General features: G+C 62.0%; 16 protein-coding genes and 1 tRNA gene. 8 read left to right on the plus strand and 9 right to left on the minus strand.

What is annotated here, in order from left to right:
* Positions 1-165: 165 nt before the first annotated feature.
* The 8 genes from L7A15_RS05390 (at position 166) to L7A15_RS05425 (ending at position 7647) form a co-directional block, all read left to right on the plus strand.
* Positions 166-906 carry a CDP-alcohol phosphatidyltransferase family protein gene (locus L7A15_RS05390; RefSeq protein ID WP_237212347.1) on the plus strand — a complete coding sequence of 247 codons (741 nt, stop codon included), beginning with the start codon at positions 166-168 and terminating at the stop codon, positions 904-906.
* Entirely contained in the window at positions 906-1817 is a 912-nt protein-coding gene (locus tag L7A15_RS05395) for a glycosyltransferase family 2 protein (RefSeq protein ID WP_237212348.1), read from the plus strand. Before L7A15_RS05390 ends, L7A15_RS05395 begins: the two co-directional genes overlap by 1 nt.
* 4 nt (positions 1818-1821) lie before the next feature.
* Positions 1822-3111 (plus strand): O-antigen ligase domain-containing protein, encoded by a 1290-nt coding sequence (locus tag L7A15_RS05400; RefSeq protein ID WP_237212349.1) that lies wholly within the window; start codon positions 1822-1824, stop codon positions 3109-3111.
* Positions 3111-4625 carry a lipopolysaccharide biosynthesis protein gene (locus L7A15_RS05405; RefSeq protein ID WP_237212350.1) on the plus strand — a complete coding sequence of 505 codons (1515 nt, stop codon included), beginning with the start codon at positions 3111-3113 and terminating at the stop codon, positions 4623-4625. Before L7A15_RS05400 ends, L7A15_RS05405 begins: the two co-directional genes overlap by 1 nt.
* A gap of 29 nt (positions 4626-4654) precedes the next feature.
* A complete protein-coding gene (locus tag L7A15_RS05410) occupies positions 4655-5911 on the plus strand; it encodes a Wzz/FepE/Etk N-terminal domain-containing protein (protein WP_237212351.1) in 1257 nt (418 codons plus the stop codon).
* Between the two features lie 80 nt (positions 5912-5991).
* Positions 5992-6441, plus strand: coding sequence for a PssD/Cps14F family polysaccharide biosynthesis glycosyltransferase (gene pssD, locus L7A15_RS05415; protein WP_237189110.1), 450 nt, complete (start codon positions 5992-5994; stop codon positions 6439-6441).
* Between the two features lie 12 nt (positions 6442-6453).
* Positions 6454-7029: a glycosyltransferase gene (locus L7A15_RS05420; protein ID WP_237212352.1), complete on the plus strand. Its 576-nt coding sequence runs from the start codon at positions 6454-6456 to the stop codon at positions 7027-7029.
* Positions 7030-7140: 111 nt separating this feature from the next.
* Positions 7141-7647, plus strand: coding sequence for a DUF2505 domain-containing protein (locus L7A15_RS05425; protein ID WP_237212353.1), 507 nt, complete (start codon positions 7141-7143; stop codon positions 7645-7647).
* A 116-nt stretch (positions 7648-7763) separates the two neighbouring features.
* Here the strand turns inward: L7A15_RS05425 and L7A15_RS05430 are convergent, their stop codons facing one another.
* The 9 genes from L7A15_RS05430 to L7A15_RS05470 all read right to left on the minus strand — a co-directional run bounded on the left by L7A15_RS05430 (position 7764) and on the right by L7A15_RS05470 (position 15301).
* A complete protein-coding gene (locus L7A15_RS05430) occupies positions 7764-8189 on the minus strand; it encodes an adenylyltransferase/cytidyltransferase family protein (protein WP_237208194.1) in 426 nt (141 codons plus the stop codon).
* Positions 8190-8396: 207 nt separating this feature from the next.
* The gene (gene sufU, locus L7A15_RS05435) at positions 8397-8852 is read right to left on the minus strand and encodes a Fe-S cluster assembly sulfur transfer protein SufU (RefSeq protein ID WP_237212354.1); all 456 of its coding nucleotides are present in this window, start codon (positions 8850-8852) and stop codon (positions 8397-8399) included.
* A 21-nt stretch (positions 8853-8873) separates the two neighbouring features.
* Positions 8874-10181 (minus strand): SufS family cysteine desulfurase, encoded by a 1308-nt coding sequence (locus L7A15_RS05440; protein ID WP_237189105.1) that lies wholly within the window; start codon positions 10179-10181, stop codon positions 8874-8876.
* A gap of 115 nt (positions 10182-10296) precedes the next feature.
* Complete coding sequence (gene pth / locus L7A15_RS05445; protein ID WP_237208305.1) at positions 10297-10881, minus strand: aminoacyl-tRNA hydrolase; 585 nt, start codon at positions 10879-10881, stop codon at positions 10297-10299.
* A 128-nt stretch (positions 10882-11009) separates the two neighbouring features.
* Complete coding sequence (locus L7A15_RS05450; protein ID WP_237189104.1) at positions 11010-11603, minus strand: 50S ribosomal protein L25/general stress protein Ctc; 594 nt, start codon at positions 11601-11603, stop codon at positions 11010-11012.
* Positions 11604-11970: 367 nt separating this feature from the next.
* Positions 11971-12954: a ribose-phosphate diphosphokinase gene (locus L7A15_RS05455; protein WP_237208193.1), complete on the minus strand. Its 984-nt coding sequence runs from the start codon at positions 12952-12954 to the stop codon at positions 11971-11973.
* A 38-nt stretch (positions 12955-12992) separates the two neighbouring features.
* Entirely contained in the window at positions 12993-14438 is a 1446-nt protein-coding gene (gene glmU / locus L7A15_RS05460) for a bifunctional UDP-N-acetylglucosamine diphosphorylase/glucosamine-1-phosphate N-acetyltransferase GlmU (RefSeq protein WP_272878623.1), read from the minus strand.
* A gap of 61 nt (positions 14439-14499) precedes the next feature.
* Positions 14500-14571 (minus strand) — tRNA-Gln (locus L7A15_RS05465).
* Between the two features lie 142 nt (positions 14572-14713).
* Positions 14714-15301 (minus strand): hypothetical protein, encoded by a 588-nt coding sequence (locus L7A15_RS05470; protein ID WP_237189102.1) that lies wholly within the window; start codon positions 15299-15301, stop codon positions 14714-14716.
* Positions 15302-15379 lie beyond the last annotated feature (78 nt).

Consider the following 15379-nt stretch of genomic DNA (forward strand, 5'->3'; position numbering starts at 1 on the left):
GTCAAGGTCATAGTCAGAACCTGAAGAGTACACCTGTTCGGCCACAACGCTTTCGCATAAAATGGTCTCTAGCCCTTTGACGGCCCATCGCACAAAAACCCGCTCTTGAAGCGCTCAAACGCGCCCAGGCACCCATTCGCATGAAACATTAGGGGATTCGTAGTTTTGACTACACGCACTACTCGCCCTGGCTTCCGCCAGACACTTGCCCAGCTCAACGCAGCCCAAAAACCCGGTGACGGCGTCCCCGCCTACACCCGCTGGGTCAACCGCCGGGTAGCCCGCGTCTTTGCGGCCGCCGCCGTTAAGTTCGGCATCGGCCCCAACGGGGTTACGGCCCTCTCCGCGACCGTCTCCGTCATCGGCATGGTGCTCCTGGTGGCCTTCCCGCCCTCCCTGGGCCTGGGCCTAGGCGTCGCCTTCCTCTTTGCCCTGGGCTACGCCCTCGACTCGGCGGACGGCCAGGTCGCCCGCGTCACGGGAGCCTCCTCCCCCGCCGGTGAATGGCTCGACCACGTCGTCGACGCTATGCGCACCCCCGCCCAGCACCTGGTAATCCTCATCGGCTTCATCAAGGCCCCCGAGGCCTTCCCCGTCACCGGCTGGGCCCTCTGGTGGCTGCCCCTGGCCTTCACCGTCCTCATCACCGGCCACTTCATGAGCCAGATCCTGGCCGAGCAGCTCCGCAAGAACCGGGGCACAGCAGCCCCCTCCTCCGGCGGCACCCTCCGCTCCTTCATCAACCTCCACATGGACGCCGGTACCTTCTGCTGGATCTTCATCTTCTGGGGCACCGGGCTCGGCTTCATCGTCGTCTACGGCCTGCTTTTTGCCTCCAACGCGGCAACCGTCCTGCTCTCCATGCGTCGTAAGTTCCTTACCCTCTCCACCCCGGCAGGTGCCTAATGCAGTCAGTCTCCGTCATCATCGCAACCAACGGTAAACGCCCCGAACTTTTGCGTACCGCCGTCACCTCCATCTTCGACCAGACCTACCCCGGTGACGTTGAAGTCCTAGTGGTCTTTGACCACGTTGAGATTGACCCCCTCACTGATCTTGAGGTGCCCGCCGGACGTAGCCTCCGCACCATCCCCAACCAGCGCCCCCAGGGCCTGGCAGGGGGCCGCAACACCGGCATCGAAGCAGCCAGCGGCGACATCCTAGGCTTCTGCGACGACGACGACTACTGGCTACCCACCAAGCTCGAGGACCAGCTGACCCTCTGGGCAGCCCACCCCGACGCCATTGCTATCTCCTCCGGCATCCGGGTCCGCTCCGGTGGCAAGGACATCGACCGCCTGGCCCCCGAAACGGCAACCTTCACCGACTTTTTACGCTCCCGCATCACCGAAATCCACCCCTCGGCTATGCTCTACCGAAAGAGCGACCTCACCGGCCGTGTCGGACTCGTCGACGAAGACCTGCCCGCAGCCTACGGGGAAGACTACGACCTGCTCCTTCGGGCCACCAAGTTCGGCGACGTCCGCTCCGTGCCCAAACCCCTCGTCCTCATCCTCTGGGACCGTCCCTCCTTCTTCGCCGGAAAATGGGAAAACATGGCCGCCGGGCTCACCTACCTGCTCCGCAAGTTCCCCGAATTTGAAACCGACCCCAAGGGCCTAGCCCGAATCTCAGGCCAAATTGCCTTCATCCACGCAGCCCTGGGCAACAAGAAACTCGCCCTAGCCTACGTCCGCTCCACCCTGCGTCGGGACCCGGCCCAGCTCCGCGCCTGGGCTGCCCTGCCCGTGGCCCTGGGAATCGTCAGCCCCTCAGCCCTGCTCGCTGCCGTCAACAAGACCGGCCGGGGCCTCTAAGACCATGGCAGAAACACTGACCCCCACCCAGAAGGGCAACCGATTCAGCGTTGCTGTGGCCCCCACCGTCGGAGCCCCCCTCCCTGCCTGGCCAATCCTCATCCTGCTCTACGGCTTCCCGGTCGTCTGGGCCCTCGGCCTCATGCAGTTCGCCCCCACCCTCCTGGCCTTCGCCATGATCGTTCTCATGGTCATGCGCCGCCGCGTGCTAGTCCACTCCACCATGTGGGTCTGGTTCGCCCTCATGTTCTGGGGCATCATCTGCCTGGTATCCATCTCAAACTTCGGCGAATTCATGGGCTGGTTCCAGCGCTACATGAACATCTTCAACGTCGGTATCTACACCCTCTACTTCTTCAACGCCCGCGAGCGCGTCCCCAACCACATCATGCTCGGCGGCCTGCTCACCATCTGGTTTACCGTCGTAATCCTGGGCTATGTTGCCCTGGCGATTCCAGATTTTAGGCTACCAACCCCGATGGCCTTTATTCTGCCGGGTTCCCTCACCGGCAACGAACTGGTCAAGGACTATGTCCTTCCCCCCATGGCTGAGGTTCAGGCCCCGTGGGGTGTTGAAGAGCCCTACGTCCGCCCCTCTGCGCCCTTCCCCTACGCTAACTCCTGGGGTCTGGCCTACTCTCTGCTGACGCCCGTGGTGTTCTCCGTTATCACCGGTGTCCACTCCAAGAAGATTCAGATTGCGCTGAGTCTGGCAGTTGTTGTTTCCCTCTACCCTGCCATTGCGACCTCCAACCGTGGCATGTTTATCGGTCTGGGTGCTTCCTTTGCCTATGTGCTGTTCCGTCTTCTGCTCAAGGGCAATTGGAAGGCCCTCTTCATTGGTCTGGGCACCTTTACCGTTGCTGTGACCTACATGATTTCCTCGGGTGCTGTGGCGGCGATTTTGGGCCGTCAGGAGTACTCGGACTCCACCGGTGGCCGTGCCTCCCTCTACGAGTTGACTTTCAAGTACACCCTGGATTCGCCCCTGGTTGGTTACGGTACCTCCAAGATGGCCGACAGTATCGGTGTTTCCCTGGGTACCCAGGGGCAGGTTTGGGCGCTGATGTTCTGTTTCGGTTTTGTGGGCCTGGCCCTCTTCCTGATTTACGTGATTTCGGTGCTTGTTAACACCTGGAATGTAGCGTCCGTGACGGGTATGTGGGTCCATTCCATCATTGTTGCGGCCATGTCGATGCTGATTTTCTATTCCTTTGACGTGATCCAGTTGACCGTCCTGATGCTCTGTGTAGCCTTGATGATGCGTTCGCGCATGTACGGGGAGGGCCTCTAGTGGCCCGTTCCCTGCTCAAGAGTGGAGCTTTTTCGTCCCTGTATGTGATGTATGGGGCCGCTGCTGCCTTTGCCGCTACCTTGATTGTGTCTAACGGGGTGGGGGAAAGGGGCGCTGGTACCTTTTTCCAGATTATGGCCTTGTTCGCTATTGGTACTTCCCTGAGTGTCTTTGGGGCTGATACCGGTCTGGTGCGGACGATGAGCGCCCAGAAGGCTGTTGGTCGTAACTCTGTGCTGCCCCGGCTGCTGCGTTTTGCTGTTGTGCCAGCGTCCGTCTTGTCGGTTCTGCTGATTGCGGCGGTTCTTATCGTTGCTGGGACGGCCAGCGGTCTGAGCGCCGAGGTGCGAACCACCCTGTACGTTGCAGCCCCCTTCCTGCTGGTATCGACCTGGATGACTTTAGCCTTCGGGGCCCTGCGGGGTCTGGGGCATACGGTGGAGTTCACCTTCCTGCAAAGTGCCCTGCTCCCCACTGCCCGTATTGTGGCTGTGCTGGTGGCTGTTGCCTATTCAGGGGCGGTGCTCTACCTGGCCCTGGCATGGTCCCTGCCGCTGGTACTGGTCTTTCTGGTGGCTCTCCTGTGGGTGCGTAAGTACCTGCCCGAACCCGTCGATGTGCCCAGCTACCCGGCCAAGCACCTAGACCCTGCTCCCGCCCCGGCTGTAGCGGCCCCCGAGACGGCCCGCTCCTTCTGGTCCTTCTCCTCGGCCCGGGGTGTCTCAGCCATGGTTGAGGCCGTCCTGGAATGGATTGATGTGCTCCTGATTGGGCTCTTCTTGGGCCCGGCAGCCTCCGGTGTCTACGGGGCGGTTAACCGCTGCGTCCGCGTGGGCGTCATGGTGGAGCACACTGCCCGTATCGTCACCGGCCCCGATATCTCAGCGGCAATTGCCACCGGCGACACCGCCCGGGCCCGCACCATCTTCGTCGGCGCCACCCGCCTCCTCATCGGTATCGGCTGGCCCTTCTTCATCACCCTGGCCATCTTCGGACCCACCCTCCTCAGCTTCTTCGGCCCGGCCTTCACCGCCGGAGCCCCCCTCTTCTGGATCATCTGCACCGCCATGCTGGTGCAGATGGCCGCAGGAGGTGTGCAAAGCATCTTGCTGATGAGCGGACGGGCCCGCTGGCAGCTCTACAACAAGCTCTCAGCCCTGGCCGTGGCAGTAGTCCTCAACCTCACCCTCATCCCCCTCTGGGGCCTAGCCGGAGCAGCAACTGCCTGGGCAGCCGCCGTCCTCACCGACTGCCTCCTCGCCAGCTACCAGGTCTACGCCAAACTAGGCATCAAACCCACAGCCGCTGAACTAGCCCCCGTCCTCATCATCGCGGCCACCACCCCAGCGGCAGCCGGCCTCATCGCCCTCACCAGCCTCGGCCAAAACCTAGCAGGCCTAGCCCTCTACGCCGGCATTGCCCTGCCCCTCTACCTAGCCCTGCTCTACAGATTTAGAACCCCCACCGGGTTCGCCCCCCTCTTTACCGCAATCACTCGGCTAGCCAAACGCTAGCACCCAAACCCCCTTAGGGAAGGAACACCATGGAGCGCACAACCCGCGCACGCAACAACGACCAACAGACCACCCCGGTCACCCTCGGCACAGCAGCCCGCCGAGTCCTCCGACAGAAGTTCGTCGTCCTCGTCTCTGTTCTCATCTTCGCCGTCATTGGCGCCGTCTTTGGCCTCATCTCACCCAACTCCTACGAGGCCAAGGCCGTCGTCAACGTCGCCATGCCCGCCTCCGGCGCCAACCTCCGCGCTGCAACCAACGTCATCGACATGGACACCGAAGAAGCCATCGCCGGATCCCGCGTCGTCATTCAGGCAGCAGCCGACAGCCTCGGCGTCGACTACGCTGACCTCAAGGCAAGCACCAAGGTAGCCGGTCACTCCAACTCCACCATCCTGGACGTCACCGTCACCACCACCAACGCTGAACGTTCCGCCGAGGCCGCCAACGCAATCGCCACCGCCTACCTCGACCACCGCAAGCAGACCATCCTCGCAGCCCGCGAAGAAACCCGCTCCAACATCTCCACCGCCTCAGCAGGCATGGAACAGGCCCTGGTCAACGAAGCAATCCTCAACCTCTTCTCCAGCAACACCGATGTCGGAACCGTCATCACCGAAGCCTCAGCACCGAAGTCTGCCACGTCCTTCAGCATCTTCCAGACCCTCTTCATCGGGGCAGCAGCTGGCCTCCTCATCGGTATCTTTGCCGCCTACGTCGTCGACCGCACCACCCACAATCTCGGCTACGCAGCCCGCCTCTCTGAAATCTCCAACGCCGAAGTAGCCGTCATCGCCCGCGGCAACGAAGAAGAATCAGCAGACCAGCTCATCCGCCGCATCGGCGCCGCCGACGGCAACCTCACTGCCGCCGGTATCCGAGGCCTCACCGTCTACTCCCCCACCCCCCGGGCAGCAGCCTCCCTCACCACCCTGCTCCAAGGCGCCCTGGTCAACTCCAAGCTGACCGTCCTAGACCCGGCAAGCTTCAACTCCATGCCTGTCGCAGCCATCAAGGACTACACCAAGGCCAACGCCCCGGTAATCTTTGATACCCCCGCCTCCGCGTCCCTGGCTAAGACCCAGGTCGCAGCAGACAACACCAAGTACCTGCTGCTGCCCTTCACCGCCAAGAGCACCGTCAAGAGCACCAAGCGAGTCTTCGCTGAACTCACCCCCAGCTCCTCAACCAAGGTCATTCCCGTCTTCTTCGAAGGCCCCGCAACCTCCACCGTCCAGAAGGACAAGCCCGCCCCCAAGGCCAAGGCTAACGCGACCAAGAAGTAAAGACCCAGCCCGGCCCGCCGGGCACCAACGGGACGGCTTCACCCACCCGGAAGCCACCACACCCCAAGGAGCAAGAGACCATGAAACTCGTTCTCACCGCGAGCGCAGGCGGCCACCTGGCCCAGCTCACCGCCCTCGAATCCTTCTGGAAGGACCACGACCGCGCCTGGGCTACCTTCGAACTGCCCGAAGTCAAGGCGGCCCTGGCCGGGGAACGCACCCACTGGGTCCACTTCCCCACCACCCGCAACATTCCTAATGCCATTAAGAATGTGGGTGTTGCCTGGAGGGTCCTGCGAACTGAGAAGCCGGACGTCGTCGTGTCCTCCGGGGCCGCCGTGGCCGTGCCTTTCTTCATCATCGCTAAACTCCTCAAAATCAAGACGGTCTTTATTGAGCCCTACGACCGGGTCACCATGCCCACCATGAGCGGCCGTATGTGCTACCCCCTGAGCGACCTCTTCATCGTGCAGTGGGACGAGCAGAAGAAGGCCTTCCCCGAGGCCGTCAATATCGGCCATATCCTCTAGGACGGACACACCATGACAGCAGAAAAGTACGACCTCGTTGTTTCTTTGGGCACCGACCACCACCCCTTTGACCGCCTCATCGGCTGGGTGGACCAGTACCTGGCTACCCGGCCGGAGGTGAAGGCCCTGGTCCAGCACGGTTTCACCACCGCCCCGCAGCATGCTGAGGGTGTCAACCGTATGCCCCGTGCTGAACTCTTGGAGATTTACCGCGCCGCTGAGGTAGTGCTGGTGCAGGGTGGTCCCGGCTCCATTCTGGACGCCCGCGAAGTCGGCCTGATCCCCCTGGCTGTGCCCCGCGTCGCCTCCCTGGGCGAGGTAGTGGACGACCACCAGGTTGAGTTCTCCCGGGTCATGCAGGAGCACGGGGAGGCCATCGTCGTCACCAGCGCTGAAGACCTGGCAACCAAGCTGGACGCCGCCCTGGCTGACCCGACGTCCGTCCGGGGAACCGAACGTGTCCCGGCCTCAGATGCTGCCGCAGCCAACCTGGCTGCTGCCCTGGCCCCCGTCCTTGCCCAGCCAGCCGGGCAGGACCGCACCCGCCCTGTGCGCCGTCTGGGGCAGATCCTGCGGGGCCTACGATAAATCCCACCCCGGTTTAGCCCTCAGAAGAGCCGGGGCGTCACAGGCCCGCCCGCGAGGGAGTAAACCGTAGAATGAAAAGAAACTTCAACCCCACTGAAAGTGAGAACACCCATGGCTGTTCAGAGCACCACCACCATCAAGGCCAGCGTTGAGAACGTCGCCCGCGCCTTCGCCGACGAAAACTTCGCCCGCTTCGCCAGCGACAAGATCCGGGTGGCCCTCGAGTCCTTCCAGGTCACCGGTGATCCTGCTGGTGCCTACACCGCCACCTCAGTGCGTAGCGTCCCGGCTGACCGTATCCCCGATATCGCCAAGAAGGTCCCCGGTGTATCCGGTGGTATCACCCTCAACCAGGTTGATCAGGTCTCTGCGCCCGCCGCTGATGGCTCCCGCACCATCACCTCTGAGGTCTCCGTCAAGGGTATCCCCGTGACCGGCAAGGCCGTCCAGACCCTGACTGCCGCCGGTGACACCACCGAGGTCAAGGTCGATGGTGAGGTCAAGTGCTCTATTCCCCTGATCGGTAAGAAGATTGCCGCAGCTGCTGAACCCCAGATTGGCCGGGTCTTCTCAGCCCTGGGTGCCGGTGCTGAAGAGTACATTCAGAACAACTACTAAGGGTTATCTCCCCTTCCCCGTGATTGCGTAGAAGGCGTCCCCTCCCGTGTGGGAGGGGACGCCTTCGTGTTTAAGAAAGGGGCTGGACGGGGTAGTCCCGCCTAGGGCGCTAGCTTTTAGCTGGCCGGGGTGTTGAGGGCTTCGAGGGCAGCCCGCAGCTTGGTGGAGGAGGTGTGGGCGGTGTAGGGGAAGTAGACGACCTGAACCCCGACCTCGGCAAAACGCTTTTCGAGGTCGAGGCCGCGGGGGGTGCCCTTCCAGTCGTCGCCCTTGAAGAAGGTGTTGAACTTGACCTGTTCCCAGGTTTCGAGCTTATCGACCACGGTTTCAGCGCGAACCTCATCCACAAAGTCAATGTGGGAGACGATCTCCATGCGCTCGGCCAGGGGCACGATGGGCTTACGGCCCTTGGTGAGTTCGAGCATTTCGTCAGAGACGACGCCGGCGATCAGGTAGTCGCAGTTCTTCTTTGCTTCGCGCAGAATGTTGAGGTGGCCGACGTGAAAAAGGTCGAAAGCCCCGGCCGCGTAGCCAATATTCATGGTGTTTTCCCCTAGAAAGTAGTGCATAGGCACCCGTTGAGTGCGAGTGACGGGTGAGATTCAGCTTTTAACCTTATGCGATGGGTGGGCAGTGGGCAGGGAGGCCAGAACGTGATGTTCGCTCCCCTCCCTTCTGGGAGCAACAGACAGGGCCCTCACCCTTCACGGTCCGTCAAGGGTAGGGCCCCAGGTGGTGGGGTGAGATGTTTAGCGGGTAGCTTCCTTGGTGGCTTCCTCTGCGGCAACCCAGCCCAGCATGGCGCACTTGACGCGGGCTACGAACTTGGAGACTCCGGCGAAGGCGGCGGCGTCGCCCATCACCTCCTCGTCGGGCTCAATCTGGCCCCGGGAGCGGAGCATTTCGCGGAAGTCGTCAACGAGTTTCTGGAACTCGTCAACGGTCATGCCGGGGGCCATTTCGGAGAGGACGGAGGCAGCTGCCATGGAGATGGAGCAGCCGTCGCCCTCCCAGGAGATCGAGTCGATGACGTCTGCGTCGGCCTTGAGGGCAACGCGCAGGTTGATTTCGTCACCGCAGGTGGGGTTGAACTGGTGGTTGGTGGCCGCCCGGGCGCCGTCGGCTGGGTCGATGAGGCCCTCGCCGGAGCGCTGCTTGGAGTGTTCGAGAATAATCTGCTGGTAGAGCTGTTCGAGTCCGCTCATGGTGTTCTCTTCTTTCGTCGTTTAGTCGGTGTAGCCGAAGTAGGGGCGTACCTTGGCGAGTTCTTCGATAAAGCGTTCGATCTCGTCGGTGGTGTTGTAGATGTAGGCGCTGGCGCGGGTGGAGGCGGTGACGCCGAGGGCCCGGTGGAGGGGCTGGGCGCAGTGGTGGCCGACGCGCACGGCGATTCCCTTTTCGTCGAGGAGCTGGCCGACGTCGTGGGGGTGGACCCCGTCCAGGTGGACGGAGGTCAGCCCGGCCCGGGGGGTGCCTGCGGCGGGCCCGATGAGGCGGACGCCGGGGAGAGAGCTAACGCCCTCAGCCAGCAGCTGGCCCAGCTTGGCTTCCCAGGCGTGGACGCGGTCCATGCCCAGGTGCTGCAGGTAGCGCACGGCCTCAGCCCAGGCGACGGCCTGGGAGACCCGCTGGGTGCCTGCCTCGAATTTGATGGGGGCGGGCATCCAGTCGGCCTCGGTCATAGTGACCTTGGTGATCATGGAGCCACCGGTAAGGAAGGGGGGCATGGCTTCAAGGAGTTCAGCCCGCCCGTAGAGGGCCCCAATCCCCGTGGGGGCCAGCATCTTGTGGCCGCTCATGGAGGCAAAGTCCACGTCGAGAGCTTTGACGTCGACGGGCATGTGGGGCACGGACTGGCAGGCATCCAGGACGGTCAGGGCCCCGACCTTCTTGGCCAGGGAAACCATGAAGTTCACGTCGGTGATAGACCCGGCTACGTTGGAGACGTGGGTAAAGGCCAGGACGCGGGTGCGGTCGGTGACGATTTTTTCGGCGGCCTCGTAGTCGATAAGGCCCTGGTCGGTGACCGGGATGTAGCGCAGGGTAGCCCCAGTGCGGGCTGCCAGGATCTGCCAGGGGATGATGTTGGCGTGGTGTTCCTGCTCGGTGGTGACGATTTCGTCGCCCTCGCCCAGGGCGAAGCGGGCGGCGGCCTCCCCGCCGATCCCTGCAGACGCATTGGCGAAGGAGTAGGTGAGCAGGTTGAGGGCTTCGGTGGCGTTGGAGGTCCACACCAGTTCGTTCTCTGCGGCCCCAATGAAGGTGGCGACGGTGCGGCGGGCCTCCTCGAAGGCGTCAGTGGCGTCGACGGCAAGAGTATGGGCCCCACGGTGGACGGCTGAGTTGGCGCCCAGGTAGTAGTTGCGTTCTGCGTCAAGCACCTGCAGGGGATTTTGGCTGGTGGCACCGGAATCCAGGTAGGCTAGGCGGTGTCCGTTGACCTCGCGGTCGAGGATGGGAAAATCCTGGCGGATCTTGGCGACGAGTTCGTTGGTGAGTTCGGCACCGGCTTCGGTGCGGTAGGTGCTGGCCACGGTTTTGCCTTTCAGGAGGGGTCTAGCCACTATAACGGCATGTTTTTCTAGCCTATTCCCTCGCAGGGACTTTGGGTAGTTAAGTTACCCTTGCCCCCTGCCAGGTTGGCAGCGGTTAGGACGCCCCGTGGTAGCGCTGCTGGGCGGCCAGCAGGCCGTCCTTGATGAGCATTTCGGTGGCGTCAGCTGCGGTGGAGATCAGGAAGGGGAGGTCCTTTTTCTCAGCGGTGGTAAAGGGCTTGAGCACGAAGTCGGCGGTCTGCATCTGCCCGGGCGGGCGGCCAATGCCGGTACGGACCCGGTAGTAGTCCTTGGTGCCCAGGGCCTTGCTGATATCGCGCAGGCCGTTATGGCCACCCTCTCCCCCACCAATTTTCAGTTTGACGGTGTCAAAGGGAATATCCAGTTCGTCGTGGACAACAATCACCTGGTCAGGGTCTAGACCGTAGAAGTTAGCCAGGGCAGCCACCGGCCCACCTGAGACATTCATATAGGTGAGGGGCTTGGCCAGGATAACCTTCGGGCCCCCCATGCCCAGGCGTCCCTCGCAGACCACGGCACGGGCCTTACCGTGCTTCTTGAAACTACCACCAACGGTACCGGCCAGTTCATCGAGCACCATCTGCCCAATATTGTGGCGGGTAGCTGCGTATTCAGGGCCTGGGTTGCCCAGGCCAACAATCAGCCAAGCGTCAGACATGGATTCGCCCTTTCTGCGGCGGAAAATTCGTTCAAACACGGTTACCAGTTTAGACAGAATAGGCCCGCACCGGCTCACCGGTACGGGCCTACTCTCAAGAATTAGCTAGAACTAGAAAACTAGATTCTTTAGGCTTCTTCAGCGGCAGCTTCAGCTTCTTCGCCAGCCTCGGGAACGTCCAGTTCCTCGGGCTCTGAGATGTTGACGACGAGAAGTTCAGCGTCAGCAACCAGGGTTACACCGGCGGGCAGTTCAACGTCAGAAGCGTGGACGTGGGCGCCAGCTTCGCGGCCTGCAATGTTAACTACGAGAGCTTCGGGAGCCTGCAGGGCGTCAGCCTCAACCAGCAGGGTGGTTTCTTCCTGGTTAGCAACAGCACCGGCGGCGGGCTCACCCTCAACGTGTACGGGAACCTCGATCTCAACACGCTCGCCGCGCTTGACGGTCAGCAGGTCGATGTGCTGCAGTTCGGGGCGGATGGGGTGACGCTGGATGTCCTTGATCATGGCCAGGTGGGAGGTACCTTCGATGTCCAGGTCCAGGATAGCGTTGGGGACGCGGGCTGCCAGGGTGGTTGCGTGACCGGGCAGAACAACGTGCTTGGGCTCTTCGCCGTGGCCGTAGATGACGGCGGGGATGTCGCCTGCCATGCGGATACGACGGGCGTAACCCTTACCGAAGTCGCTGCGGACAGTTGCGGAAATCTTGATGGTCTCTGACATGAGGTCCATCCTTTCAATCGTTAGAAACAGATACGCCAAGAAAAAGAAGTGAACTGGCGCCAGAAATCTCTTTCTAACCAGCCACCGTCAGGTTCGGACCTACAGGGAGGGGCTCCCAATATTCCACTGCCTTGGCTTATTAATTGTTGCCTTGGTAAGTGTTTGGCGGCTTCGCCGATTCCGCGAGATTTTTGATTCCTCGCTCGCTCGGAAAATCCCGCTCCATCCACCACCTTGGCTTACATAAATGTTGCCGAAAGACAACCTCTCTATTATCGCCGAACTCCAGGAATTAAACAAGCTCTCCCGCCACACGGGCCTGTGGCGGGAGAGCTAGATTCAGCCTTTACTGGCTAAGGGGCAAAGCCTAGTTGGATCGGCCGTCGAAGAGGCTGGTGACGGAGCCTTCGTCGAAGACTTCCTTGATGGCGCGGGCCAGCAGGGGGGCGATCGACAGGACGGTCAGGTTCTCGAAGGTCTGCTCGGGGCGCAGGGGCAGGGTGTTGGTGACAACAACCTCACTGGCCCCGCAGGAGGACAGACGCTCGGCGGCCGGGTCTGAGAAGACGGCGTGGGTGGCGGCGATAATGACGTCCTTGGCGCCGTGTTCCTTGAGAACGCGCACAGCGCCGGCGATAGTGCCACCGGTGTCGATCATGTCGTCGATCAGCACGCAGGTGCGGCCCTTGATGTCGCCCACGACGGTCTTGGAGACGGCCTGGTTGGGGACGTTGACGTCGCGGGTCTTGTGGACGAAGGCCAGGGGGGCGCCGTCGAGCAGTTCAGCCCACTGCTCTGCGACGCGGACGCGGCCGGTGTCGGGGGAGACGACGGTGACGTTGGAGGTATCGACCTTGCTGGCAACGTATTCGGCCAGGAGGGGGATGGCCATGAGGTGGTCGACGGGGCCGTCGAAGAAGCCCTGGATCTGGGCGGTGTGCAGGTCTACACTCATGAGACGATCAGCGCCTGCGGTCTTGTAGAGGTCTGAGATCAGGCGGGCGGAGATGGGTTCGCGGCCCTTGTGCTTCTTGTCCTGACGGGCGTAGGGGTAGAAGGGGGAGACGACGGTGATGGATCGGGCTGATGCTCGCTTGAGGGAGTCAATCATGATCAGCTGTTCCATGACGGCATCGTTGATAGGTGCCGGGTGGGACTGGATGACGAAAGCGTCCTTCCCTCGCACTGATTCTTCAAATCGAACGTAGGTTTCCCCGTTGGCGAAGGTGTAGGCGGAGGAGGGAAGAACTTCGTTCCCCAGTTCTGCTGCAATTTGTTCAGCAAGTTCGGGGTGGGCGCGGCCTGAGACCAGCGCCATCTTCTTCTCGCCCGGATTCGTAATCTCAGTCATATTTCGCTGTTCGCTTTCCTAAAACTCGCGAGGCTGGTTTATTCGGCGTCGAGGGCTGCCTGGGCAGCTTCTGCGGCGTCGGTTCCGGCTCGCTTTTCAATAACCCAGCGCTCGATGTTGCGTTGGGGAGCTTCGTTGATCGCGAGGGCGCCTGCGGGGACGTCCTTGCGGATGACGGTTCCGGCCCCGGAGTAGGCGCCGTCGCCGATGGTCACGGGGGCGACGTACATGTTGTCGGAGCCCATGCGGACGTTGTTTCCTACGGTGGAGCGGTGCTTGTTGACGCCGTCGTAGTTCACGAAGATGGAGGCAGCCCCGATGTTGGAGTTTTCGCCGATGGTGACGTCGCCGGCGTAGGAGAGGTGGGGAAGCTTAGAACCGGCACCGATTTCGGCGTTCTTGGTTTCGACGAAGGTGCCGATCTTGCCCTTGGGGCCCAGCTTGGTGCCGGGGCGCAGGTAGGCGAAGGGGCCGACGGTGGCGCCTGCTTCAATGACGGAGTCGGAGCCTTCGGTGCGGGAGATGGTGACGTCCTCCCCTACCTTGACGTTGGTGAGGGTGGTATCGGGGCCGATGCTTGAGCCGGTGGCAATGTGGGTGGTGCCGCGCAGGATGGTGCCGGGCAGGATGGTAACGTCGTTCTCGATGGTGACGGTGACGTCAATCCAGGTGGATTCGGGATCGACGATGGTAACGCCGTTAACCATGTGGGCGTGGGTGATCCGGTCATTGAGCTTGCGGCCCAGCTGGGCCAGCTGGACGCGGTCATTGGCGCCTTCAACTTCCCAGCGGTCGTCGATGTCGAGGGCACTGGTGCGGTAGCCGTCTTCACGGGCGATAGCCAAAACATCGGTGATGTACTTTTCACCCTGGGCGTTGTCGGTGGTGACGCGGGTCAGGGAGTTCCGCAGGACGGTGGCGTCAAAGGCGTAGATACCTGAGTTAATTTCAGTAATGGCCAGCTGTTCTTCGGTGGCGTCCTTGGCTTCGACGATGGCGGTGACTTCACCGGCTTCGTTACGGACGATACGGCCGTAGGCACCCGGTTCATCCAGGTGGGTGGTTAGGACGGTGACGGCGTTCTTGCCCTCTTCGTGGAAGGCGACGAGCTTCTGCAGGGTTTCGGTCTTAAGCAGGGGGACGTCGCCGTAGGTGACGACTACGGTGCCTTCTACCTGGCCGGCTTCAGCGTCCAGACCCAGCAGGCCAACCTCAACGGCGCGGCCGGTGCCGGGGATTTCGTCCTGGTCAACGATGGTGACCTGGGGGTCGAAGGCCGTGACGTGGGCGGCGACCTTATCACGCTGGTGGCGCACCACAACAGCCAGGTTCTTGGGATCCAGCTCGCGGGCAACGGCTACAGCGTGTTCTACCATGGAGCGGCCGCCGATGGGGTGCATGACCTTGGGGGTGGAGGATTTCATGCGGGTGCCAGCGCCTGCGGCGAGAACGATAACTGCTGAAAGACCTGAAGCTGCGGTCACAGAGAGGCTCCTTGCGCGAGTGTCACCCCGGGGACGTGTAAAAAATCGAGTTGGGGTATAGCTCCGCCACTAGGACTCGAACCTAGAATAACGGCTCCAAAGGCCGCTGTGTTGCCAATTACACCATGGCGGATTAGTCCCGGTTAGCCCCTCACGGATGAGGGCACGCTGACCTAAGGACAAAAGAATACTACCAAGGAATCTGCCCAGAACGAAATAACCGCCACCCGGGCTCTAGGCCAAGATAGCGGTTAGAGGGGTAGAAGGCGCCAGGCCTAGCGGCCGAGCCAGGGGACGACGGTTGCCAGGGCGTCCTCCAGGTCCCGCACCAGGTCTTCAGCTGGCCCCAGGCCCTTGCCGGTGAGGGGCTTGAGGGAATCGTCGGGCACGGGGGCGTCCTCTAGCTGCTTCATAAAAGCAACGGGGTCAACCCGCTTACCTGCCCGGTGCTGAAGGCGGGCCATCTGCCCCAGCAGGTGAATCTTATCCCGGTAGCGGGGGAACTCCCGGTGCAGCCAGGCCCGCTCCTGCTCAGTCATGGTCAGAATCAGGGCTGATTCGACGACGCGGGCCCGCTCCACCTGGCTGGCCTGGTGGGCAGAGGTCTCAATTTCCAGGCGGAAGAGGGCCTGGGCTACGTCCGGGTTAATACCTGCCCCGGCCTGGGCCTTAATACCGGCACTGGCAAAGGACCAGCCGGACGAGGGCTGGGAAAGCTCCTGGGCCAGGTACTGGGCAGCCGCGCTAGAGGTCGTATTGCTGGTGCCCACAAAAAGCACCTGCTTCTTCGGTGCAATGTCCTGGTCGTGTCGGCCCTTGCCGAGAATACGCTCAAAGAAGGAACCAAAACCGAGTTGTACCACCGTGACCTCGCCCTTCGTGTCAAGAAAAAACTGTCTGTGAGTAAGTGTGCCTGGGTGCCCTGTATCAAGGCACCGCCT

Source organism: Rothia nasimurium, from assembly GCF_928391935.1.
GTDB classification, from domain to species: domain Bacteria; phylum Actinomycetota; class Actinomycetes; order Actinomycetales; family Micrococcaceae; genus Rothia; species Rothia nasimurium_D.

Excerpts from the sequence above, each read along its gene's own strand:
- L7A15_RS05395 (WP_237212348.1), top strand. The coding sequence starts at position 906 with ATGCAGTCAGTCTCCGTCATCATCGCAACCAACGGTAAACGCCCCGAA.
- L7A15_RS05400 (WP_237212349.1), top strand. The coding sequence starts at position 1,822 with ATGGCAGAAACACTGACCCCCACCCAGAAGGGCAACCGATTCAGCGTT.
- L7A15_RS05410 (WP_237212351.1), top strand. The coding sequence starts at position 4,655 with ATGGAGCGCACAACCCGCGCACGCAACAACGACCAACAGACCACCCCG.
- pssD (WP_237189110.1), top strand. The coding sequence starts at position 5,992 with ATGAAACTCGTTCTCACCGCGAGCGCAGGCGGCCACCTGGCCCAGCTC.
- L7A15_RS05420 (WP_237212352.1), top strand. The coding sequence starts at position 6,454 with ATGACAGCAGAAAAGTACGACCTCGTTGTTTCTTTGGGCACCGACCAC.
- L7A15_RS05425 (WP_237212353.1), top strand. The coding sequence starts at position 7,141 with ATGGCTGTTCAGAGCACCACCACCATCAAGGCCAGCGTTGAGAACGTC.
- L7A15_RS05430 (WP_237208194.1), bottom strand. The coding sequence starts at position 8,189 with ATGAATATTGGCTACGCGGCCGGGGCTTTCGACCTTTTTCACGTCGGC.
- sufU (WP_237212354.1), bottom strand. The coding sequence starts at position 8,852 with ATGAGCGGACTCGAACAGCTCTACCAGCAGATTATTCTCGAACACTCC.
- pth (WP_237208305.1), bottom strand. The coding sequence starts at position 10,881 with ATGTCTGACGCTTGGCTGATTGTTGGCCTGGGCAACCCAGGCCCTGAA.
- L7A15_RS05450 (WP_237189104.1), bottom strand. The coding sequence starts at position 11,603 with ATGTCAGAGACCATCAAGATTTCCGCAACTGTCCGCAGCGACTTCGGT.
- L7A15_RS05455 (WP_237208193.1), bottom strand. The coding sequence starts at position 12,954 with ATGACTGAGATTACGAATCCGGGCGAGAAGAAGATGGCGCTGGTCTCA.